The organism is Streptomyces graminofaciens (assembly GCF_030294945.1).
Lineage (GTDB): Bacteria > Actinomycetota > Actinomycetes > Streptomycetales > Streptomycetaceae > Streptomyces > Streptomyces graminofaciens.
Genome location: NZ_AP018448.1, coordinates 10,576,470 through 10,597,293 on the forward strand (window position 1 = coordinate 10,576,470; position 20,824 = coordinate 10,597,293).

General features: G+C 71.5%; 21 protein-coding genes. 6 read left to right on the top strand and 15 right to left on the bottom strand.

All coding sequences use genetic code 11. The features are described from left to right. The first annotated feature begins 49 nt into the window (after window positions 1–49). Window positions 50–934 carry an RNA polymerase sigma-70 factor gene (locus SGFS_RS46620; RefSeq protein WP_286258690.1) on the top strand — a complete coding sequence of 295 codons (885 nt, stop codon included), beginning with the start codon at window positions 50–52 and terminating at the stop codon, window positions 932–934. A gap of 200 nt (window positions 935–1,134) precedes the next feature. Then, window positions 1,135–1,896 carry a GntR family transcriptional regulator gene (locus SGFS_RS46625; RefSeq protein ID WP_286258692.1) on the top strand — a complete coding sequence of 254 codons (762 nt, stop codon included), beginning with the start codon at window positions 1,135–1,137 and terminating at the stop codon, window positions 1,894–1,896. A gap of 265 nt (window positions 1,897–2,161) precedes the next feature. On the opposite strand, the gene SGFS_RS46630 is transcribed toward SGFS_RS46625, so the two are convergent. The 3 genes from SGFS_RS46630 to SGFS_RS46640 form a co-directional block, all read right to left on the bottom strand. After that, window positions 2,162–3,319, bottom strand: coding sequence for an ROK family transcriptional regulator (locus SGFS_RS46630; protein WP_286258694.1), 1,158 nt, complete (start codon window positions 3,317–3,319; stop codon window positions 2,162–2,164). Window positions 3,320–3,437: 118 nt separating this feature from the next. After that, window positions 3,438–4,103 (bottom strand): response regulator transcription factor, encoded by a 666-nt coding sequence (locus SGFS_RS46635; RefSeq protein WP_286258695.1) that lies wholly within the window; start codon window positions 4,101–4,103, stop codon window positions 3,438–3,440. Between the two features lie 384 nt (window positions 4,104–4,487). Next, a complete protein-coding gene (locus SGFS_RS46640) occupies window positions 4,488–5,645 on the bottom strand; it encodes a sensor histidine kinase (protein WP_286258696.1) in 1,158 nt (385 codons plus the stop codon). A 108-nt stretch (window positions 5,646–5,753) separates the two neighbouring features. Here SGFS_RS46640 and SGFS_RS46645 point away from each other — a divergent pair, with 108 nt between their 5' ends. Further along, window positions 5,754–6,713: an ABC transporter ATP-binding protein gene (locus tag SGFS_RS46645; protein ID WP_286258697.1), complete on the top strand. Its 960-nt coding sequence runs from the start codon at window positions 5,754–5,756 to the stop codon at window positions 6,711–6,713. Window positions 6,714–6,715: 2 nt separating this feature from the next. Then, window positions 6,716–7,438, top strand: coding sequence for an ABC transporter permease (locus SGFS_RS46650; protein ID WP_286258699.1), 723 nt, complete (start codon window positions 6,716–6,718; stop codon window positions 7,436–7,438). 89 nt (window positions 7,439–7,527) lie between these two features. On the opposite strand, the gene mug is transcribed toward SGFS_RS46650, so the two are convergent. The 10 genes from mug to SGFS_RS46700 all read right to left on the bottom strand — a co-directional run bounded on the left by mug (window position 7,528) and on the right by SGFS_RS46700 (window position 18,289). Next, entirely contained in the window at window positions 7,528–8,073 is a 546-nt protein-coding gene (mug, locus tag SGFS_RS46655; RefSeq protein WP_286260392.1) for a G/U mismatch-specific DNA glycosylase, read from the bottom strand. Further along, a complete protein-coding gene (purB, locus tag SGFS_RS46660; RefSeq protein ID WP_286258700.1) occupies window positions 8,070–9,512 on the bottom strand; it encodes an adenylosuccinate lyase in 1,443 nt (480 codons plus the stop codon). The genes mug and purB overlap by 4 nt, the downstream gene beginning before the upstream one ends. A gap of 98 nt (window positions 9,513–9,610) precedes the next feature. After that, window positions 9,611–9,958: a DUF4326 domain-containing protein gene (locus SGFS_RS46665; protein WP_286258702.1), complete on the bottom strand. Its 348-nt coding sequence runs from the start codon at window positions 9,956–9,958 to the stop codon at window positions 9,611–9,613. Window positions 9,959–10,027: 69 nt separating this feature from the next. After that, complete coding sequence (locus SGFS_RS46670) at window positions 10,028–10,855, bottom strand: SGNH/GDSL hydrolase family protein (RefSeq protein WP_286258703.1); 828 nt, start codon at window positions 10,853–10,855, stop codon at window positions 10,028–10,030. A gap of 63 nt (window positions 10,856–10,918) precedes the next feature. After that, window positions 10,919–11,935: a hemolysin family protein gene (locus SGFS_RS46675; RefSeq protein WP_286258705.1), complete on the bottom strand. Its 1,017-nt coding sequence runs from the start codon at window positions 11,933–11,935 to the stop codon at window positions 10,919–10,921. Next, window positions 11,932–13,260 (bottom strand): hemolysin family protein, encoded by a 1,329-nt coding sequence (locus tag SGFS_RS46680; protein WP_286258710.1) that lies wholly within the window; start codon window positions 13,258–13,260, stop codon window positions 11,932–11,934. The genes SGFS_RS46675 and SGFS_RS46680 overlap by 4 nt, the downstream gene beginning before the upstream one ends. A gap of 208 nt (window positions 13,261–13,468) precedes the next feature. Further along, complete coding sequence (locus SGFS_RS46685) at window positions 13,469–13,894, bottom strand: GNAT family N-acetyltransferase (RefSeq protein ID WP_286258711.1); 426 nt, start codon at window positions 13,892–13,894, stop codon at window positions 13,469–13,471. 76 nt (window positions 13,895–13,970) lie between these two features. Next, entirely contained in the window at window positions 13,971–14,852 is an 882-nt protein-coding gene (locus SGFS_RS46690) for an LLM class F420-dependent oxidoreductase (RefSeq protein ID WP_286258712.1), read from the bottom strand. A gap of 49 nt (window positions 14,853–14,901) precedes the next feature. Then, window positions 14,902–17,472, bottom strand: coding sequence for an ABC transporter permease (locus tag SGFS_RS46695; protein WP_286258713.1), 2,571 nt, complete (start codon window positions 17,470–17,472; stop codon window positions 14,902–14,904). A 4-nt stretch (window positions 17,473–17,476) separates the two neighbouring features. Next, window positions 17,477–18,289: an ABC transporter ATP-binding protein gene (locus tag SGFS_RS46700; protein WP_286258714.1), complete on the bottom strand. Its 813-nt coding sequence runs from the start codon at window positions 18,287–18,289 to the stop codon at window positions 17,477–17,479. A gap of 229 nt (window positions 18,290–18,518) precedes the next feature. Here SGFS_RS46700 and SGFS_RS46705 point away from each other — a divergent pair, with 229 nt between their 5' ends. Both SGFS_RS46705 and SGFS_RS46710 read left to right on the top strand, forming a co-directional pair. Continuing rightward, window positions 18,519–18,758 carry a toxin-antitoxin system HicB family antitoxin gene (locus SGFS_RS46705; protein ID WP_286258715.1) on the top strand — a complete coding sequence of 80 codons (240 nt, stop codon included), beginning with the start codon at window positions 18,519–18,521 and terminating at the stop codon, window positions 18,756–18,758. A gap of 4 nt (window positions 18,759–18,762) precedes the next feature. Further along, window positions 18,763–19,137, top strand: coding sequence for a fic family toxin-antitoxin system, toxin component (locus tag SGFS_RS46710; protein ID WP_286258716.1), 375 nt, complete (start codon window positions 18,763–18,765; stop codon window positions 19,135–19,137). A gap of 204 nt (window positions 19,138–19,341) precedes the next feature. Here the strand turns inward: SGFS_RS46710 and SGFS_RS46715 are convergent, their stop codons facing one another. Both SGFS_RS46715 and SGFS_RS46720 read right to left on the bottom strand, forming a co-directional pair. Next, on the bottom strand, window positions 19,342–20,010 hold the full coding sequence (locus tag SGFS_RS46715) for a class I SAM-dependent methyltransferase (RefSeq protein ID WP_286258717.1): 669 nt from the start codon (window positions 20,008–20,010) through the stop codon (window positions 19,342–19,344). Window positions 20,011–20,126: 116 nt separating this feature from the next. Continuing rightward, on the bottom strand, window positions 20,127–20,813 hold the full coding sequence (locus SGFS_RS46720) for an esterase/lipase family protein (RefSeq protein ID WP_286258718.1): 687 nt from the start codon (window positions 20,811–20,813) through the stop codon (window positions 20,127–20,129). Window positions 20,814–20,824 lie beyond the last annotated feature (11 nt).

Sequence of the window (20,824 nt, forward strand, 5' to 3'; positions counted from 1 at the left end):
CGGAAAAGGCGGCTGGACACGGCCGGACCCGCCGGGATGGGATGACGTGGTGACCACCGACACCGCGACCGACGTCTTCGAAGAGCACCGCTCCGTCCTCATGGGAGTGGCCTACCGCATGCTCGGCCGGGTCGCGGACGCGGAGGACGTGGTCCAGGACGCCTGGCTGCGCTGGACCGGCGCCGACCGCGAAGCCGTGCGCGAACCGCGCGCCTATCTGGTCCGGGTCACCACCCGCCTCGCCATCGACCGGCTGCGTCACGTCCAGTCCCGCAAGGAGGCGTACGTCGGCCCGTGGCTGCCCGAGCCGTACGTCACCGACTACACGGCCACCGTCCCGGACACCGCCGAGCGTGCCGTGCTCGCCGACAGCGTCTCGCTCGCCGTCCTCGTCGTCCTGGAGTCCCTCTCGCCCCTGGAACGCGCGGTGTTCGTGCTCCGGGAGGCCTTCGGTTACGCGCACGCCGACATCGCGGCCATGCTCGACCGCACCGAGCCCGCGGTCCGCCAACTCGCCGGCCGGGCCCGCAAGCACGTGGAGGAGCGACGGCCCCGCTACGACGTCGACCCGGCCCGACGACGCGACCTGACCGAGCGGTTCCTCGCCGCGGCGGCCGGCGGCGACCTCGAAGAACTCATGTCGCTGCTGGCCCCCGACGTCCGCCTCGTCGGCGACAGCGGCGGGCTGGCAAAAGCCCCGGCGCGCGTCCTGGAGACCGCCGACAAGGTGGGCCGGTTCCTGCACGGGGTCGCGGGCAAGGGCATCACGGCCGCGTCGTTCCGCTTCCTGGAGGTCAACGGCGCCCCGGCGCTGGTTGTCCTGTCCGGCGACACGGTCGACAGCGTGCTCCAGCTCGACATCGCCGACGGCCTCGTCCGGTGCGTCTACGTCCAGCGCAACCCGGAGAAGCTGCTCACCTTGTCCGATATGTAGCCCAGCTTGTCCGGGACGTAGCACACCGCGAACAGCGTGTGAACGCCTTCCCGCACTCGCCCGTCGCTTCCCTCAGGGATGCAGGATTGGTCTTGACCAAGGGTGGGGGCCGCCCTATGGTCGCAGAGAAGTGCAACAACCTTTAATAAACAAAGGCGCTAAAAACGCCGCCGGGCCACGGCGAAGCAGCGGAGGACAGGGTGGGGACCCAGCAGCTCGAAACGGTGCCGGAACCAAAGTACTGGCACCTGAGGACCGTACTCACAGAGGCATTGGACTCCGAGTTCTCGGTGGGGGAGATCCTGCCCAACGAGCGTGATCTGGCGGCCCGTTTCGGTGTCGCCCGCGCCACGCTCCGCCAGGCTCTGGAACAGCTCGAACTGGAAGGCCGGCTCCAGCGCCGCCGAGGCGTCGGCACGACCGTCGCCCCGCCGCGCGTGGGCGTCGCCGTCGGCACCGAACAGCACGCCTGGCCGGGCACGGTCGGCGACGCCTGGCAGGCGGTGGACTCCGCCCTCGCGGCTCCGCCCGTGGCGGTCGCCGACATCCTGGAGAGCGTGCACGGCGAGCAGGTGCACGTGGTGCGCCGCTCCCGCATGTCCCACGGCCAGCCCGTCGCCGCCGAGCTGCTCTATGTCCCGGCGGCCTCGGTGCCCGCCCTCTCCGCCATAGACGCGCCCTCCGGTGCCGCACGCGCGCGTGCCGTGCTCCGCGAGCTGCAGCGGCTGGAGCTGGAGGGCCAGGACCGCTCGGTGGAGCTGGGCTCGGCCCGCGCGGAGGACGCCAGGGAACTCGACCGGCTGCCCGGCGCGCCCGTCCTCGTCGTCACCACCCGCTTCTTCGCGGGGGGCCGCACGGCCGCTGTCTCGACGGCCACGTACCGCGCTGACACGTGCCGCCTGACGTTCGGCGACTCGGGCGGCGTCGAGATCCACCACGGCCCGGAGCGCCGCGCGTCCTGAGCCGCCGCCCGGCGTACCCGCCTCCTGAGCCGAGCCGGGCATGTCGTATGCCGCACCCGCCGCGTCCCGGTCCGCCGGGGCGCGGCGTCTGTCGTACGAGTGTGATGCGTGTACGGGGCGCACCCACGCCTGTCCGCACGGGCGCGGCGACGCGTTCTCGTACGGCAACCGCGTGCCTCGCTCGTACGGGCGCGACTGCACGTCCTCCTACGCGTGCGGCGTCGGCCTCTTCGCCGAGCCGAGCGTGGTGTCGGCGCGTGCAGCCTCAGCGGCGGGCCGTGACCGTGCTTTCCACCGCGAACAGCTGCTCCTCGACGTGGTCGAGCGCGAGCCGAAGCGCGCCGGTCGCGACGGCAGCCTCGCCCAGCTGGGACAGGGCGACCCGGGGCGGGCGCAGACAGTAGCGCGCCAGCTCGTGCCGGAGCGGGTCGAGGACGTCGTCGATGCCGGTGGCCCAGCCGCCCACGACCACGAGCTCGGGGTCGAGGGCCAGCACGAGCGCCGCCACGTCGTGCACGAGGCGCTGGATGAACCGCTCCACGGCCTCCCGGGCCCGCCCCTCGCCGTCGCGCGCATGCCGGAAGACCTCGGCGACCGCCTGCTCGTCCAGCGGATGCAGGGGCTCGCCCGTGGTCGACAGCAGTGCCTCCGGGGTGGCCTCCCGGCCCAGCAGATGCAGCGCGCCGATCTCCCCGGCCGCGCCGCCGTAGCCCCGGTGCAGCCGCCCGCCGATCAGCGCACCGGCGCCCGGGCTCAACCCGGCCAGCACGAACACCATGTCGTCGGACTCGCTGGCCGCGCCCTTCCAGTGTTCGGCGACCGCGGCCGCGTTGGCGTCGTTCTCGACCAGGACCGGACACTTGAAGGAGCGGCTCAGCCGCTCGCCCAGGTTCAGGCCCGTCCACTCCGGCAGGGCCGTGCCCAGCCGGACGGTGCCGTCGGCCTCGACGATGCCGGGGCTGCCCACCCCGACCGCGCGCAGCGAATCGCGGGCGACCCCGGCCCGCCGCAGCAGCTCGGCGACCGTGGAGCGCAGCCGGTCCAGCCGCTCGTCCGCCGGTGCCTTCTCGGAGACGTCCTTCGACAGCGAGCCGAGCACCCGCCCGTCCAGGTCCGCGAGCAGCGCGGTCACCCGGTGCGAGCCGACGTCCAGGCCCAGCAGATGGCCCGCCTCGGCCCGGAAACGGAACCTCCGCGCGGGCCGCCCCTGCTTCCGGGCGGCACCCTCCTCGGCGGCCTTCTCCACCACGAGCCCGGCCTCGATCAGCCCCTCGACCACACCCTCGACGGTGGGCCGGGACAGCCCGGTCACGGTCGTGATCTCGGTGAGCGTCGCGCAGTCGGTGGCCCGCAGGGCGTGCAGCACCACCGCCGAGTTGATCCTGCGCAGCAGAGAGGGGTCCCCGCCGGTCAGCTGCCCCAACGTCCGTCCTCCCAGCTCGCTGGCGTATGGGCCGGATCGTACTCGTAAGGGCGGATCCGGGCGAGTGTCCGGCCCCGCCGACCTGCTGCGCAGCCGAGCCCGGCCGCCGGAGGGGGCGTCAGCCGGGCGCCACGAACCCCGACTCGTACGCCGCGATCACCGCCTGTGTACGGTCGCGTGCCCCGAGCTTCGCCAGTACGGCGCTGACGTGTGACTTCACCGTCTCGGTGCCGACGACCAGCCGCGCGGCGATCTCCGCGTTCGACAGCCCCCGGGCCATCAGGCGCAGCACCTCCGCCTCGCGCTCGGTCAGCGCGGCCCGCTCCATGGCGGCCCGCGCCGCCCGGTTCCCGCCGCCCTCGCCGTACTCGGCAGCCAACTGGCGTACCGAAGCCGGAAACAGCAGCGACTCGCCCTCCGCGACGAGCCGCACGGCGTGCACGATCTCGGCCGGCCGGGCCCGCTTCAGCAGAAACCCGTCGGCGCCCGCGCGCAGCGCCTCGTACACGTACTCGTCGTTCTCGAAGGTCGTGACAACGAGGATCTTGGGCGGCTCGGGCACGGTCCGCAGCACCGCGCGCGTCGCCTCGAGCCCGTCCATGAGCGGCATTCGTACGTCCATGGCCACGACGTCCGGCCGCAACTGCCGCACCAGCGGAATCACCGCGGCCCCATCGGCCGCCTCCCCGACGACCTCGATGTCGCCCTGAGCCTCCAACACGACCCGCAGACCGGCACGCACGAGGGGTTCGTCATCGACGAGGAGAACGGTGATCGGGGGCATCCGGTCAGCGTAGATCAGGGGAGAAGGGAGGGCGGCTCAGCGGGGCACGGCCCGGCTCGCGGCCCCCGGCTGCTTCGACCGACCGGAGGCCGGTTCCGGCCGACCCCGGCGGGCCTTGGCCGACTTCGGGCCGACTGCGCCGGCCGGCATCCGGCCCGCGCCGGCCCAGGGCCTCTTGAGTGAGCCACCCGTTGAGTGAGCCACCCGTTGAGTGAGCCACCCGCTGTCTCAGCCGATCCCGGGCTGACTGAGCACATCAGCAGCCGCACCCGAACCCCTTCAGCACGCGCCCACAGATCCCTGCCGACCTCGCCGATCCACCCCGTCCGAAGTAGCTCCCCACTACCTGCCGCCGCGTATCCCTCAGCAGCCGCCGCAGACCCCTCAACCGAGCGGCAGCTCCACATGCACCTGCCAGTCGCCCCCGTCCGGGCCGGTTCGCGCGCGACCGCCCAGAAGGGCCGCCCGCTCGCGTATGCCCCGCAGGCCGCTGCCCCGGCCGGGCCCGGGTATCTCGGCCGTCAGGGGGTTGCGGACCTCCAGGCCCAGCGTGTCCTCCGCCACCGCGATCCGGACCCGGACGGGGACGCCGCCCGCGTGGCGCAGCACGTTGGTGAGGGACTCCTGGAGAATGCGGTACCCCTCGCGGGACACCGGGCCCGGGAGCGTCTCCAACGGGCCGGACAACTCGGCGTCGACCCTGGTGCCGGACGAGCGGGCGGACTCCAGCAGCCGGTCGGCCTCGGTGAGTGTCGGCCGGCTGCTCGCGGGGCGGTCGGCCTCACGCAGCACACCGAGCACCCGCTCCAGGTCCTCCAGCGCGGCCCGGCCTGTGTCCTCGATGGCCGTCAGGGCGCGGTCGGTGAACTCAGGGTCCCCCGCCGCCCGGGCGGCCCCTGCCTGTATCACCGCCACCGTCAGCGCGTGCCCTATGGAGTCGTGCAACTCCCGGGCGATGCGGTTGCGTTCCAGCAGCTGCTCGGTCCGCTCCTCCAGCGCGGCGAGCCGCTCGGCGGCCGAAGGGCCGAGCAGCCGACGGGCGCACAGGGTGATCAGCTCGCCGAGGCCGACGACGCCGACGCACATCACGACGAGGGGGACCGGAGCCAGGAGGCCGTACGCCCAATGCGGCTCCGCACCTTTCCACACGATGTTGCCCGTCGGCTCGTGCCCGAGCGCCGTCGCGGTCAGGTCGTAGGTGAGGATCGGCATCCAGGCAGTGGCGGCAGAGGCCAACGTCCCGAGCAGCATCCGCACTTCCAGCCACAGCACCGTACGGAACCGGTCCCGCCAGGTCGCCGACGGCTCGACGGAGATCCCCGAGCCCTCGTCCTCACCCGGCGTCAGAAGCAGCCGGGCCTGCACTCCCTCGCCCAGCCGCACGGCGGGGATCAGGCCGATCGGGACCAGGAACAGCGCGGGCACCCAAGGCCGCGTGGGCATGATGTACATCCACACGCTCACGATCAGCATCGGCACCCACAGGTGCACCAGCCGTGTGTACGTCGTCCCCCGGATCAACGGGCGCAGGAAGCGGGCCATTCGGTCATCGTGCCAGCCGCCACTGACAACGGGCCTCCCCCGGGCGAGGGAGACCATCTCCACCCTCGGGGGAAGCCACCGACCCTCGCCGACGGCCAGGCTGAGGCCATGACCAGCATCGACGTCAAGGACCTCACCAAGGAGTACGGCAGCACCAGAGCCGTGGACCACCTCACCTTCCGCGTGGAACCCGGCCGCGTCACCGGCTTCCTCGGCCCCAACGGCGCCGGAAAGTCCACCACCATGCGGCTCGTCCTCGGCCTGGACCGGCCGACCTCCGGCACCGCCACCGTCGGCGGCCGCCCGTACGCCACACTCGACGAACCCCTGCGTCACGTGGGCGCCCTGCTCGACGCGCAGGCCGCGCACGGCTCCCGGACCGCCCGCGACCATCTGCGCGCCCTCGCGGCGAGCAACCGCATCGGGTCCGGCCGTGTCGACGAGGTCCTGGAGCGGACCGGCCTGGGCTCGGTCGCACGACGCCGCGTGAAGACCTACTCCCTCGGTATGCGCCAGCGCCTCGGCATCGCGGCGGCGCTCCTCGGCGACCCGCCCGTCATCCTCCTCGACGAGCCGTCCAACGGCCTGGATCCCGAAGGGATCATCTGGATACGGGAGCTGCTGCGCGGCCTCGCCCGGGAGGGCCGCACGGTCCTGGTCTCCAGCCACCTCATGAACGAGACCGCCTCCTTCGCCGACCACCTGGTCGTCCTCGGCCGGGGCCGCCTCCTCGCCGACACCCCCATGCGGGACTTCATCGACGCGCGCGTGCAGCCCCGCGTACGGATCCGCACCACGGACGGCCAGGCGCTCGCCGGTCTGCTGAAGCGCCACGGCCACGAGGCCGCCGAGAGCGAGGACGGCCGCTGGACCGTGCACCACGCGCGCGTGGAGGACATCGGCCGCCTCGTCTCCGGTGCGGGCCTGCCGATCCTCGAACTGACAGCGGAGGAGGGCACGTTGGAACAGGCCTATCTGGACCTGACGGCCTCGGAGGCCGAGTTCACCGCAACCACGACCGAGACTCCACCCACACCCGCGTCCCCCACCCACTCCCAGGAGGCCTGACCATGGCGTTCGCCCCCGTACTCCACTCCGAGTGGCTCAAGGTCCGTACCCTGCGGTCGATGACGTGGGCCCTCGGCGCCGTAGTCCTCGCCACCGCGGCCTTCTCCGCACTCGCCGGGCTCGACTCCGACGGCGACGACTTCGACCCGCTCTTCTCGGTGTTCTTCGGCGTCAACTTCGGCCAGATCGCGGCGATCGCCTTCGGTGCGACGGCCTTCTCCACCGAGTTCCATGGCGGTGCCCTGAGACTCTCGCTGGCCGCCGTCCCCCACCGGGGCCGGTGGTTCACCGCCAAGGCGGTCGCGATCGGCGTACCGGCCCTGACCGTCGGCCTGGTCACCGGCCTGGTGAGCCTGGTCGTCGGAAAGGCCGTCCTCGGCGACAGGGCGAGCGGTGTCTCCCTGGCCGAAGGCCTGCGCGGCGCCGTCGGAACCGGCGTCTACCTCGCCCTGATGGCCCTGTTCGCCGCCGGTCTCACCGCCCTGCTGCGCAGCGGGGTCGCCACCCTGAGCATCCTGGTCCCGTTCCTGCTCATCGTGTCGTTCGTCGTCGGCGGCGTCTCGGGTTCGGCCGCCGACTTCCTGCCGGACAAGGCGGGCCAGGTGATCCTCCACGAGACCTCCGACGGCGCCCTCGGCCCCTGGAGCGGCCTCGCGGTGACCGCGCTGTGGGCGGCGGGCGCACTGGCGGCGGGAGCGTGGAGCGTACGGCGCCGGGACGCGTGACCCCGCCCGACGCCCCACCGGGCTGGGGCGCCCCAAACGTGTGACGGTGAGGCGATACAGGCCCTGACGAGGGTCAAGCGCGACAGGCGCTATGCCCCGGCCGCCACCCGCAGCCGCCCGAACTCCTCCGCCATCGTCGCCGCCGTCCAGTGCGCGTTCAGCCCGCTCGGGTTGGGCAGTACCCACACGCGCGTGTCGCCGATCGTCCGCTCCTGCGGGCCGATCACGGCCTTGCGATCACCGAAAGCAGCCCGGTACGCGGTCACACCGACCACCGCGAGCCAGCCCGGTCGCAGTAGCTCCACCTTGGCGGTGAGCAGCCGCCCGCCCTCGACGTACTCCTCGGCGGACAGCTCGTCGGCGCGCGCGGTCGCCCGGGCCACCACATTGGTGATGCCGAGGCCGTACGAGGGCAGCTCGCCCTGTTCCGAGGGCTTGAACAGCCGGGGCGTGAAGCCGGACAGGTGGAGCACGGGCCAGAAGCGGTTGCCGGGGCGGGCGAAGTGGTGGCCCGTCGCGGCTGTCATCAGACCCGGGTTGATGCCACAGAAAAGGACGCGGAGGCCGTCCGCGACGACATCCGGCACGAGCCGGTCGCGGGCGGCCTCCAACTCCGCTGCGGTGAAGCGCGTCAGAGGATCGCTCCCGGGGTGTAGCCCGCGGCCTCCGGACGCTGCTTCAGGATCTCCTCGATCCGGCCGACGACGACACCCACCTGGTCGGCCGCGGCACCGGTGAAGGACAGCTTGTCGGCCATCAGCGCGTCCAGCTGGGCCCGGTCGAGCGGGATGCGCTCGTCGGCGGCCAGCTTGTCGAGCAGTTCGTTGCGCTCGGCGCCCTGCTCGCGCATCGCGAGCGCGGAGGCGACGGCGTTCTCCTTGATCGCCTCGTGCGCGACCTCACGGCCGACGCCCGCGCGCACCGCGCCCATCAGGACCTTGGTGGTGGCGAGGAACGGCAGGTAGCGGTCCAGCTCGCGCGCGACGACGGCCGGGAACGCGCCGAACTCGTCGAGCACGGTGAGGAAGGTCTCCAGCAGACCGTCGAGCGCGAAGAACGCGTCGGGGAGGGCCACCCGGCGGACCACCGAGCAGGAGACGTCGCCCTCGTTCCACTGGTCACCGGCCAGCTCGCCGGTCATCGAGGCGTAGCCGCGCAGGATGACCATGAGGCCGTTCACACGCTCGCAGGAGCGGGTGTTCATCTTGTGCGGCATGGCGGAGGAGCCGACCTGGCCGGGCTTGAAGCCCTCGGTGACCAGCTCGTGCCCGGCCATCAGCCGGATCGTCTTCGCGATCGACGAGGGCGCCGCCGCCAGCTGGACGAGGGCCGTGACGACCTCGTAGTCCAGCGAGCGCGGGTAGACCTGGCCGACCGAGGTGAAGGCCTGCGAGAAGCCGAGGTGCCCGGCGATCCGCTGCTCCAGCTCCGCCAGCTTGCCCGCGTCCCCGCCGAGCAGGTCCAGCATGTCCTGGGCCGTGCCGACCGGGCCCTTGATGCCGCGCAGCGGGTAGCGGCCGAGGAGTTCCTCGACCCGGCCGTACGCCACGAGCAGCTCGTCGGCGGCGGTCGCGAACCGCTTGCCGAGGGTGGTGGCCTGCGCGGCCACGTTGTGCGAGCGGCCGGCCATGACCAGCTCGCCGTACTCACCGGCCAGCTTGCCGAGGCGGGCGAGGACGGCCACCGTACGGTCGCGGACCAGCTCAAGCGAGAGCCGGATCTGCAACTGCTCGACGTTCTCCGTCAGGTCGCGGGACGTCATGCCCTTGTGTACGTGCTCGTGCCCGGCGAGGTCGTTGAACTCCTCGATCCGCGCCTTCACGTCGTGCCGCGTGACCTTCTCGCGCTCGGCGATGGAGGCCAGGTCGACCGTGTCGAGGACCCGCTCGTAGTCGGCGAGCGCCTCGTCCGGCACCTCGATGCCGAGGTCCTTCTGGGCCCGCAGCACGGCCAGCCAGAGCTGGCGCTCGAGCCTCACCTTCTGCTCGGGCGACCAGAGCGTGGCGAGCTCGGCGGAGGCGTACCGTCCGGCGAGGACGTTCGGGATGCGGGGCTTGGCTGGCGCAGAAGTCACGTAGACGGATTCTACTGGCGATTAGTGCAGGTAAGCGCAGCGGGGCTCTTCGGAGGAACCTACGAGATCCCGGTCACAGCTCTGCCCCGGAGACCCCGCTACGGCGCGTCGGCCCCGTCCGCGAGCTCCGCCAGGATGTCCCCGTGGCACAGCTCGGGCGCACACCAGCAGGCAAGCGTCCTGCCACGCAGCTCCGGCACGAGGGCCAGCAGTTCGGGGTCGGCCATCAGGTACTCCCGGTACTTGGCCATCACCTCGGCTCGCGTCCCGTCGCGTTTCTTCGTGGCGGTGTCGTACTGGAACGGGTTGTAGAGCGGGTGCTGGGGCAGGTCCCAGTGGCCCATCGTCCAGCGGCGGCCGATGTACACCAGGTCGCTCGGGGCGTACTCCAGACGGGGCCCGAACTCGCGGATATGGCCCTTGAGATTGATCACGGTGGTGGCCACGTGACTCCCTCCGACTCCTGGTTCCCAGGGGGTGTCTGGAAAGTCCCGCACAGCACCCCAGAACACCCCCTAGACTGCCGGACCCTCGTACGGCAGCAACTCCGGCCGCTTGGCCGGCAGCCCGTCGCCGGAGGAGCGGCCGGTGAGGCGGCGGACGATCCACGGCAGCAGGTACTGCTTGGCGAAGCGCGCGTCGGCGACCCGGCGGGCGGCCCACGCGGGCGGGGGCGTCGAGGGCATCGGCGTACGCCACTGCGGGTCCTCGGCCTCGTGGCCGAGCGTCTGCCACACGGCCTCCGCGACCCGCCGGTGCCCCTCGTCGGTGAGGTGCAGCCGGTCCACGTCCCACAGCCGGGGGTCGGCCAGCGAGGGCGCGCCGTACAGGTCGACGACGAGGGCGCCGTGCTTGGCCGCCAGCTCCTCGACGCAGACGAACAGCTCCTCCATACGCGGCCGGAAACGCTCCAGGACGGGACCCTGGCGGCCCGGGCTGAGCATCAGGACGAGCTGCTCGCAGGCGGGGGCGAGGCGCTCCACGGCCTCCTCCAGGAGTCCGCGGACCCGGCCCATGTCGCACTTCGGGCGCAGGGTGTCGTTCAGGCCGCCGACCAGCGTGATCACGTCCGGGCGCATCGCGGCCGCCACGTCCACCTGCTCGTCGACGATCTGTCCGATCAGCTTGCCGCGCACGGCGAGATTGGCATACCGGAAGCCGGGCGTCCGCGCGGCCATCCGGCCGGCGAGGAGATCCGCCCAGCCTCGATATGAACCGTCCGGTAGGCGGTCCGACATGCCCTCGGTGAAGGAGTCGCCGACTGCGACGAGGCTGCCGTACGAGGGAACGGCGGACGTGGAGTCGGCGTGCGTGGGGTCGTCGTGTGTGGGATTCGTCTGCATGGCGACAGAGATGTTATCCCGTGCACATACCCGCCGGTCGGTCGGCCTCCTGTGCCCGGCGCCTCACACGGTCCGCTGCCCGAACAGCTCCCGCAGCACGTCCTCCATGGTCACGATGCCCGCGAGCCGCCCGTCCGCGCCCTGCACGGCCGCCAGATGCGTACGGCCGCGGCGCATCGCGGTGAGCACGTCGTCCATCGGCGTGGTCTCCCGGACCCGGGCGATCGCCCGCATGTCCCGCACCGGGAACGGCACGTCGCGCGGCGCCGCGTCCAGCGCGTCCTTCACATGCAGGTAGGCCACGATCCGGCGGCTCTCGTCGACGACCGGGAAGCGCGAGAACCCGGACTCGGCCGACAGCCCCTCCAGCTCCTCGGCGGTGACCCCCACGCGCGCGTAGACGACGCGTTCCAGCGGGAGCACGACATCGCGTACGGGCCGGCGGCCCAGCTCCAGCGCGTCGTGCAGCCGCTCCTGGGCGCGGTCGTCGATCAGCCCCGCCTCGCCGGAGTCCTGCACGAGCCGGGCCAGCTCGGAGTCCGAGAAGGTCGCGGTGACCTCGTCCTTCGTCTCGATCCGCATCAGCTTCAGCAGGGTGTTGGCGAAGGCGTTGACCGTGAAGATCACCGGGCGCAGCGCCCGCGACAGCGTCACCAGCGGCGGGCCGAGCAGCAGCGCGCTGCGCACCGGCTCGGCGAGCGCGATGTTCTTCGGCACCATCTCGCCCAGCAGCATGTGCAGATACGTGGCGAGTGCCAGCGCGATCACGAACGACACCACGTGCCCCGCGCCCTCCGGCACACCGACGGCATGGAACACCGGCTCCAGCAGATGCTCGATGGCGGGCTCCGCGACCACACCGAGCACCAGCGTGCACAGTGTGATGCCGAGCTGCGCGGCCGCCATCAGCGCCGACACGTGCTGCAGACCCCACAGCACGCTGCGCGCCCGCCGGTCGCCCTGTTCGGCGTACGGCTCGATCTGGCTGCGCCGTACGGAGATCAGCGCGAACTCGGCGCCCACGAAGAAGGCGTTGACGACCAGCGTCGCGAAACCGATCAGCAGCTGGACGGCGGTCATCGCTCCTCGTCCCCTTCCGTGTCGTTCGGCTCGTGCAGCAGCACCCGCGCGGCCCGGTGTCCGGAGGCGTCCACCACGTCGAGCTGCCAGCCGGCCACCTCGACGGTGTCACCGACCTCCGGTATCCGGCCCAGCTCGGTGGCGACGAGCCCCGCGAGCGTCTCGTACGGTCCCTCCGGAGCCCTCAGGCCCACGCGTGCGAGCTGGTCGGTGCGGGCCGCGCCGTCGGCCGAGTACAGCGCGCGGCCGCCCTCGTCCGTGCCGGCCGGGGCCAGGTCGGGTGTCTCCAGCGGGTCGTGCTCGTCGCGCACCTCGCCGACGACCTCCTCGACGATGTCCTCCAGCGTCACGACACCGGCCGTACCGCCGTACTCGTCGATGACGACGGCCATCGTGCGTTTGCCCGAGAGCCGGTCCAGGACCCGCTCGACGGTCAGGGATGCCGGGACGAGCAGCGGCTCGCGCAGCAGCTCCGAGACGGCGACGCGGGTGCGGCGCTCGGCGGGGATCGCGAGGACGTCCTTGATGTGGACGGTCCCGATCACCGAGTCGAGGCTGTCGCGGTACACGGGGAATCGGGACAGGCCGGTGGCCCGCGTCGCGTTCGCCACGTCCTCGCAGGTCGCCATGGTCTCCAGGGCGATGACCTGGACACGCGGGGTCATCACGTTCTCCGCGGTCAGATCGGCGAGGTTCAGTGTCCGTACGAACAGCTCGGCCGTGTCCGCCTCCAGGGCGCCCTCCTTGGCGGAGTGCCGGGCCAGGGCCGCCAGCTCCTGGGGGCCGCGCGCGGAGGCCAGCTCCTCGGCGGGTTCGACGCCGAAGAGGCGGACGAGACGGTTGGCGGTGTTGTTCAGGTGGGTGATGAAGGGCCGGAACGCGGAGCTGAACCAGCGCTGCGGAGTGGCCACCTTCTTCGCCACGGCGAGCGGCGCGGAGATCGCCCAGTTCTTGGGCACCAGCTCGCCGACGACCATCAGGACGAGCGTGGACAGGGCCGTGCCGATGACCAGGGCGACCGAGCTGGACGCGGACTCGGGGACGCCGAGCGCCTCCAGCGGGCCCGCGATCAGCTTGGCGATGGACGGCTCGGCGAGCATGCCGACCACCAGGTTGGTGACGGTGATGCCGAGCTGGGCGCCGGAGAGCTGGAAGGTCAGATTCCGTACGGCCTTGAGGGCGCCGGCGGCACCCCGCTCGCCGCGCTCCGCGGCCCGCTCCAGTTGGCCGCGCTCGACCGTGGTCAGCGAGAACTCGGCCGCGACGAAGGCGCCACAGATCAGCGAGAGCAGTACAGCGGCCAGCAGTAGGAGCACTTCGGTCATCGGGTCACCTCCGTCCCATCGTCGAACAGGGGGAGGAGGAACGCGCGATGCGGGTACCGCTTCGGGCACCGGGAGGCTCGCCCATGGGCGGACGCTCACAACCTTTCCGTAGAAGTCGTCAGGGTCCACCCATGGTAAAGGATCGGCAAAGTGATGTGGGTTTCGGTCCTCCGGGAGCCGAGGCGTCCGCTCCGGAGAGGCCGTGGGCTCACTCCCCGAGCGGCTTGACCCACCTCCGCCACTTCTCCTCCGGCGCGTACCCGGCCGCCCGCCACGCATGCCGGCCCGTCTCGTTCCGTACGAGCACCATCGCGTCGGCGCGCCGCCCCCCGAGCCGTACGAACCGTTCCTCGGCGGCCGTGAGCAGCGCCGAGCCGATGCCGCGGCGCCGTCGCTCCGGATGCACCGCGAGCCGGTACAGATGGCACCGCCAGCCGTCGAAGCCCGCGATCACCGTGCCCACCAGTACGCCGTCGAGTTCGGCCAGCAGCAGCGACTCGGGGTCCCGGCCCACCAGCCGCTCCACGCCGTCCCGGTCGTCGCTGATGCTCGTTCCCTCGGCGGACACCTTCCAGAAGGCGAGCACGGCATCGAGATCGTCGGGCGTCGCGGCCCGTATACGCAGGTCGGTCATGGGGAGATCCCATCAGGTGGTGCGAGCGGGCGAGCGGGATTTCACCATCCGGACAGCGGCCCACAGTTGCTCGTGGTCACCTGCCGCGCAGCGCCTCGACAACCGGGGCGAACGCCTCCATGTTGGGCTCCAGCACCGTCAGATACGAGAAGCCGTACCGCTCCCGCTGCGCCAGCGCCTTCTCGACGATCTCGTTCAGGGGCCCGACGAGGACGAGCGGCAGGTCCAGGATCTCCTCCTCGGTGGTCTGGGGGACACGGTCCAGCCACGGCCGGACGGCGGCGGCCGGGTCCTCGGTGACCGAGACGAGTTGGATCAGCAGGTTCAGCTCGGCCGACTCCTTGCGCCCGTTCGCGAACCCCCGGTAGCGGGCGACCCGTTCGTCCAGCTCCCCGGCCGAGATCGGGACGAGTTTGCCGCCCTCCTCCGTCCGCGCGCCCGTGAACGCCGCGATGTCCGCGTGCTCGGCGGTGATCCGCAGCATCCGGTCGCCGTTCGCACCGACGAGCAGCGGCACCCGGGGTTGCTGGAAGGGCCGCGGCTGGTGCTCGTCGGAGCCGAGGATCCTCCCCAACTCCTCGATCGTGCGCAGGAGATGGTCGACCCGTTCGCGCGGCGAGCCCCACGGCAGCCCGGCGGTCTCGTGCTCGGCCGGCACATACCCGGTGCCGAGCCCCAGTTCGAGGCGCCCGCCGGTCAGCGCGTCCGTGGTGGCCACCTCGCGGGCCAGCAGCGCAGGGTTCCAGAAGCCCGCGTTGAGTACGAAGGTGCCGAGCCGGGGCCGCTCGGTCGCCTCCGCCGCCGCGACCAGGGCCGGGAACGGCGCCGGCATACCGAGGTGGTCGGGGACGAGGATCACGTCGTATCCGAGTTCCTCGGCGCGGCGGCACTTCGCGCGCCACTCCTCGGCGTTCACGGAACTGAGCAGATTGACCCCGAAGCGGAACGGGCGCGGCATGAACTCTCCTCACCGACAAGGGACTCGAGCTGACGTTCCGGCGAGTACATCACTCGTGCGCGATGGCTGCCAGCACATTCATGCGCGATGCACGCAACGCCGGCAGCAGCGCCGCCACGATGCCGACGACCGCCGAACCCACCACCACCGCGACGACCGTGCCCCACGGGATCGCCAGCGCCTTCATGCCCTGCAGGGCCAGCACCTGCTGCACGCACACACCCCAGACCAGGCCCAGCGCCAGCCCGAGGACCGCGCCGAACACGGCGATCACCACCGACTCCAGCCGGATCATCCGCCGCAGCTGCCGCCGGGCGAGCCCGATGGCCCGCAGCAGCCCGATCTCGCGGGTGCGCTCGACCACCGACAGGGCGAGCGTGTTGACCACACCGAGCACGGCGATGACGATGGCGAGCCCGAGCAGCGCGTAGACCAGGTAGAGCAGCACGGCGATCTGGTTGCGGATCAGTTCCTTGTAGTCGGCCTGGTCGCGCACCTGCACCTGCGGATACGGCTCCAGCGTCCGCTCCAGGTTCGCCCGCAGCTCGTCGGCGCCGACACCGGAGGCCGCGTTCACATACAGCGCGGAGTCCTGGCCGTCGGGTACGTACTTCTCCATCGTCGCCATGCCGAAGTACAGCCCGCCCCGCGTCCCGAAGCCGTCGGCGGTGTCCTGGTCGGTGAGCGCGGCCACCCTCAGCTCGGTGCTCCGCCCGGCCGGGAACCGTACGGGGATCGTGCTGCCGATCCGCACGTCGTGCTCGCGCGCGAAGTCCACGTCCATCGCGATGGCCCCGTCCGCCAGCGCGGCGGCGCTGTTCCCCTCGGCGTAGACGACGTTCGCGATCTTGTCGAGCTGTGGATCGTAGGCCGCCGCGGTCGTCTCGACCCGGTCGCCGTCGGGCAGCCGTACGGCGACGGGGCTGAACCGCTGCCGTACGACGAGGCCGGCGCCGTCCGTGGCGCGGACCTTGTCGGTGATCTCCTGCGGGAACGGCAGGAAGTTCTGGTTCTGGACGACGAAGTCGGCGCCCAGCGAGCGGTCGATCTCGTCGTCGAAGGACTGGGTCATCGACGCGCTCGCCACGGACATCCCGCCGACGAGCGCGAGCCCCACCATCAGCGCGGCAGCGGTGGCTCCCGTGCGGCGCGGATTGCGCAGGGCGTTGCGCTGGCTCATCCGGCCGACGGAACCGAAGAGGGCCGGGAAGGCGCCGCCCAGGACCCGGATGACGGGGCGTACGAGGAGCGGGCCCGCGATGACGGTCGCGATGAGCGTCAGTACGACGCCTAGGCCGAGCAGCGAGGCCGCCGAGCCGGTGTCCGTCGAGGCCGCGCAGCCCACGAGCGCGGCGGCCCCGGCCGCGCCGACGACAGCGCCGACCACCGCGCGCACCTTCAGCGGCTTGCCCACCCCGGCGATCTCGGCGTCCGCGAGCGCGGCCATGGGGGACACGGTCGCCGCGCGGCGCGCCGGGAGATAGGCCGCGACGAAGGTGACACCGACGCCGACGACGTACGCCGCGATCGGGGTGCCCACGCCGATCACCATCTCGGTGGACTTCAGGTTCATCCCGAAGACGCCCATGAGTTCGATCAGCCCGGCGGCGAGCCCGATGCCGGCGGCGAGGCCGAGTGTCGAGCCGACCAGGCCGAGCAGGGCCGCCTCGGTGAGCACGGACCGGCGCACCTGCCGCCGGTCGGCGCCGAGCGCGCGCAGCAGGCCCAGTTCGCGGGTGCGCTGGGCGATCAGCATCGAGAAGGTGTTGACGATGAGGAAGACCCCGACGAGGGTCGCGATCCCGGCGAAGCCGAGCATCACGTACTTGATGACGTCGAGGAAGCCGCCGAGCGAGGCCGCCGCCGACTCGGCCTCTTCGTCGGCGGTCTGGTACTCGTACGCACCACGTCCGAGCGCGTCGGCGATCCGCTGTTTGAGCTGGTCGTCGCTGACGCCCGGCGCCGCCGTCACCGAGATGCTCGTGGCCGCCTCGGGGTCGCCGAGCAGCTCGGACTGTGCGGCCCGGGTGTCGAGGAAGAGCAGCGCGGCGCCGGGGTTGGTGGTGGTGAAGGTGGCGATACCGACGATCTTCACTTTGAAGGAGCCGGGCTGGGCGAGCACGGTGAGCGTGTCGCCGATCTCGACGTCCTTCTTCTTGGCGGTGTCCGCGTCGAGAAGTGCCTGGTCCGGGCCTTCCGGCGCGTGACCGCTGGTCAGCTTCACGGGGCTGCGGTCGGTGAGGTACCAGTTGGTGGCGATGGTGGGGGCGCCCGTCGTCGGTCCCACCGACTCGTTCTTCCGGTCGACGACCGTGATGCCCTCCACGGCCGCGTCGACATGGGCGTCCGCGACCCCGTCGATCCGCTCGACCCGCTGTGCGAGCGACGCGGGCACGGTCTCGACCGCGCCCGAGGGGATCTGCCCGTCCAGGTCGTCGTCCTTCGGGCCCACAGTCACATCGGCCGAGGTGGAGGCGAACAACCGGTCGAACGTACGGGTGACCGTGTCGGAGAAGATCAGGCTGCCGGCGACGAACGCCACGGACAGGACGACGGCCAGCGCGGACAGCATCAGCCGTCCCTTGTGCGCCAGGAAACTCCGGAGGGTCGCCTTGAGCACGGTGTCAGTCCTTGTCGAGGTCGGTGGGTTCGGTGCCGCCGGCGCCGCCCCCGGTGAAGAGGCGCATCCGCTCCAGCACGGCTTCGGACGTCGGCCGTTCCATCCGGTCCACGATCCGCCCGTCGGCGAGGAAGAGCACCAGGTCGGAGTGGGCGGCGGCGCCCGGGTCGTGGGTGACCATGACGACGGTCTGGCCCAGGTCGTCGACCGCCTCGCGCAGGAACCCCAGGACTTCGAGCCCGGCCCGGGAGTCGAGATTGCCGGTCGGCTCGTCGGCGAAGATCAGCTCGGGGCGGGAGGCGAGCGCCCGGGCACAGGCGACGCGCTGCTGCTGGCCGCCGGACAGCTGGGCCGGCCGGTGGTTCAGCCGGTTCCGCAGCCCGAGCGTGTCGATGACCTGGTCCAGCCACTTCTCGTCGGGTTTCTTGCCCGCGATGTCCATGGGCAGGGTGATGTTCTCCGCCGCGTTCAGCGTGGGGATCAGGTTGAACGACTGGAACATGAAGCCGATCCGGTCCCGGCGCAGCCTCGTCAGCTCACGGTCCTTGAGCCCGGTGATCTCGGTGTTCCCGAGCCACACCTGACCGGCCGAGACGGAGTCCAGCCCCGCCAGACAGTGCATCAACGTGGACTTCCCCGAGCCCGAGGGCCCCATGACCGCGGTGAAACGGCCGCGCGCGATGTCCACGTCGACCGAATCGAGGGCGAGCACCGTCGTCTCGCCCGAGCCGTACGCCTTGGTGAGACCGCGGGCGCGGGCGGCGACACCGTCGGCTTCCGCGCGGCCGAGGCCGTGCTCAGCGGCAGCAGTGGACAAAACGACCTCCTGGGTCGAACTGTGTCGGACTCCGGGCATCTCGACCGAGCCTAATGTGATCCACCGCACAATCGGTATCCCCCCGAGGTTCGAGACGCCCTCCGTCGCAGGTCGGGCTGCCGATGTCGATGTAAGGGGCACCTATTGGCTCCGCGCGATCCCTGCGCGGGGGCGCACTCACGCGAACGCGCCCTTGCCCCCGCTAGCACTCCGACGCTAGCGTCGAGTCATGGCCAAGACCCAGCTGAACGTACGGGTGGACGAGGACACGGCCCGAGCCGCCCGGGAACGAGCCCTGGAGCGCGGGATGAGTGTGAACCGGTACATCGAAGAACTGGTCAAACAGGACGCCGGCGAGGCGGGGCACACCTTCGTGGAGTCCGCCGCCGACTTCATGAAGCAGTACGAGTCGGTGTTCGCCGAGGAATTCGGTACAGACCGAGAAGGCCGCCGCGAGGGACGTCACTGAACCCTTGAGCCAGCTCCGCATCGACCTCGCCTGGCTTTTGATGGTCGCCGAACAGAAGACGCCCGGAGACCCCCAGGTCACCGACTGGGGCGCCCTTGTCGCGGCCGTCGCCCGGCACGAGGCCCAGATCTTCGACATCCCCGTCTACGACAACCCGCACGTCCGCGCCGCCTCCCTCCTCCAACTCCTGCTGCACGTCCCGGCGCTGGAGCGCTCCAACGCGCTGTTCGCCTCCGCGGTCGCCTACGGCTACCTCGTCGCCAGCGGCGTGAAGGTCGTCACCACCGCCGAACACGTCCGTGAACTGGCCAGACTCGTCAAGAGCGGAGAGGCCTCGGTCCAGGACATCGCGCAGGAGCTGCGGCGGTGGAGCCTGTGAACCACCGGTCAAGTGCGGACTAGGGCGTGTTTCGAAAGTCCCGTCTGCCCCGCGACGCCTGGCACGGCACCTCGCCGCGTTGTCGGGATCGTCCGCGTACGCCCAGTACGCGGACGACCCTCCGCCTTGCGATGCACCGCACCAGACGCCGCGGGCCCCGCCCTCCGGGCGGACGACGCCACTTTCGAAACACGCCCTAGGGCCCTAGCCTTCCGGAGCGTCGCGCTCGGGCCGCCGAGCCGTACCCACCACGCAGTAGGAACTGGGCGCCCGCAGCCCCGTCCCGGGCACGAGCAGCTCCCGGTACGGACCGAGCTCGAACCCGGCGGCACGGATCTCGCCGACCGGGTCACGGGCCACATGGCAGCCGCCGAACAGCAGCGGCCACACCGTGCGGTCCAGCCCGCGCTGGGCCGCCCGCATCGCCCGCCCGCCGCCCCGGCCGTGCTCGAAGAACCGCAGCTCACCGCCGGGGCGCAGCACCCGCCGAATCTCCGCGAGCGAACGGCGCACCTCGCGCACACTGCACAGCACCAGCGACACGATCGCGGCGTCGAACGCCTCGCTCTTCACCGGCAGCGCCTCCGCCGCACCCGGTACGACATCGACGGGGACCTCGGCGCGCAGGGCGTTCTCCAGGGCCAACTGCCGCAGGGAACGCTCCGGTTCGATCGCGACAACCTCCGAGACGGTGCTCGGGAAGTGCGCGAAGTTCATGCCGTTGCCGGCGCCGATCTCGATGACCCGGCCCGAGAGCCCGGCGAGGAGTTCGTCGCGGAGGGGGCCCACCTTCGGTTCGGCCGCCACGCTCAGTCTGGCGTAGAACCGGGCGAACAGAGGGTGGTGAACGGCGTCCTTGGTGGCACGGTTCATTGCGGACCTCCCGAGAAGGACGGCTCCATACCGCGATTGTCCCCCGGGAAAGCACGACTCACCCGTCGCGCGGCCCGGGGGAGGGGCCGCGCGACGGGTCCAAGGGCCGGAAGAGGTCAGGCGATGAAATTGCGGACCTTCTCGTAGATGCCGTGGTCGTTGTTCATGTCGGTGTGCGAGACACAGCCGACCTCGACGTTCGTGGCGCCGCTGAGGATCGCCGTGGTGTCAGGGGTGAGCGCTTCGTCACAGTTCGACCAGTAGCTGGCGTACGAGACGCTGCCCGGGGTCTCGTCCCCGGAGTTGAGCGAGGTCAGGAACGAGCTGCCGGTGTACATCTCCGAGCAGGATGTGTACAGCCACCGGCACCAGCCGGCCACGGTCGTGCCGTGGTTGACGCCCGCCGTGGAGACGAAGTCGTCGACGTACGCCGTCCCGCCGAGGTTCTTGAGGTAGTAGCGGGAGTTGAGCGCGCCCATCGAGTGGACGACCAGGTCGACCTTGGAGGCGCCGGTCGCCGAGAGCACGCTCTGGATCTTGGTCTTGAGCTGCGCGGCCGTCGTCACATTGGACTGGGACCAGTCGTACGACCAGGCATACAGCTCCGACGACGAGTAGCCGTCCTCCTCGAAGTAGGAGACCCATTCGTCCCAGCTGCTGGACGAACTGCTCAGTCCGTGCACGAAGACGACGGGGTTGTGGGTCGCGGCCTGAGCGGGGGACGCGGAGAAGGAGAGAGACAGAAGGAGCGTCGTGGCCACGGCGGAGAGAGCCGTGACGACACGTCGCATGCGGCGCTGCATGGGGCCTCCTG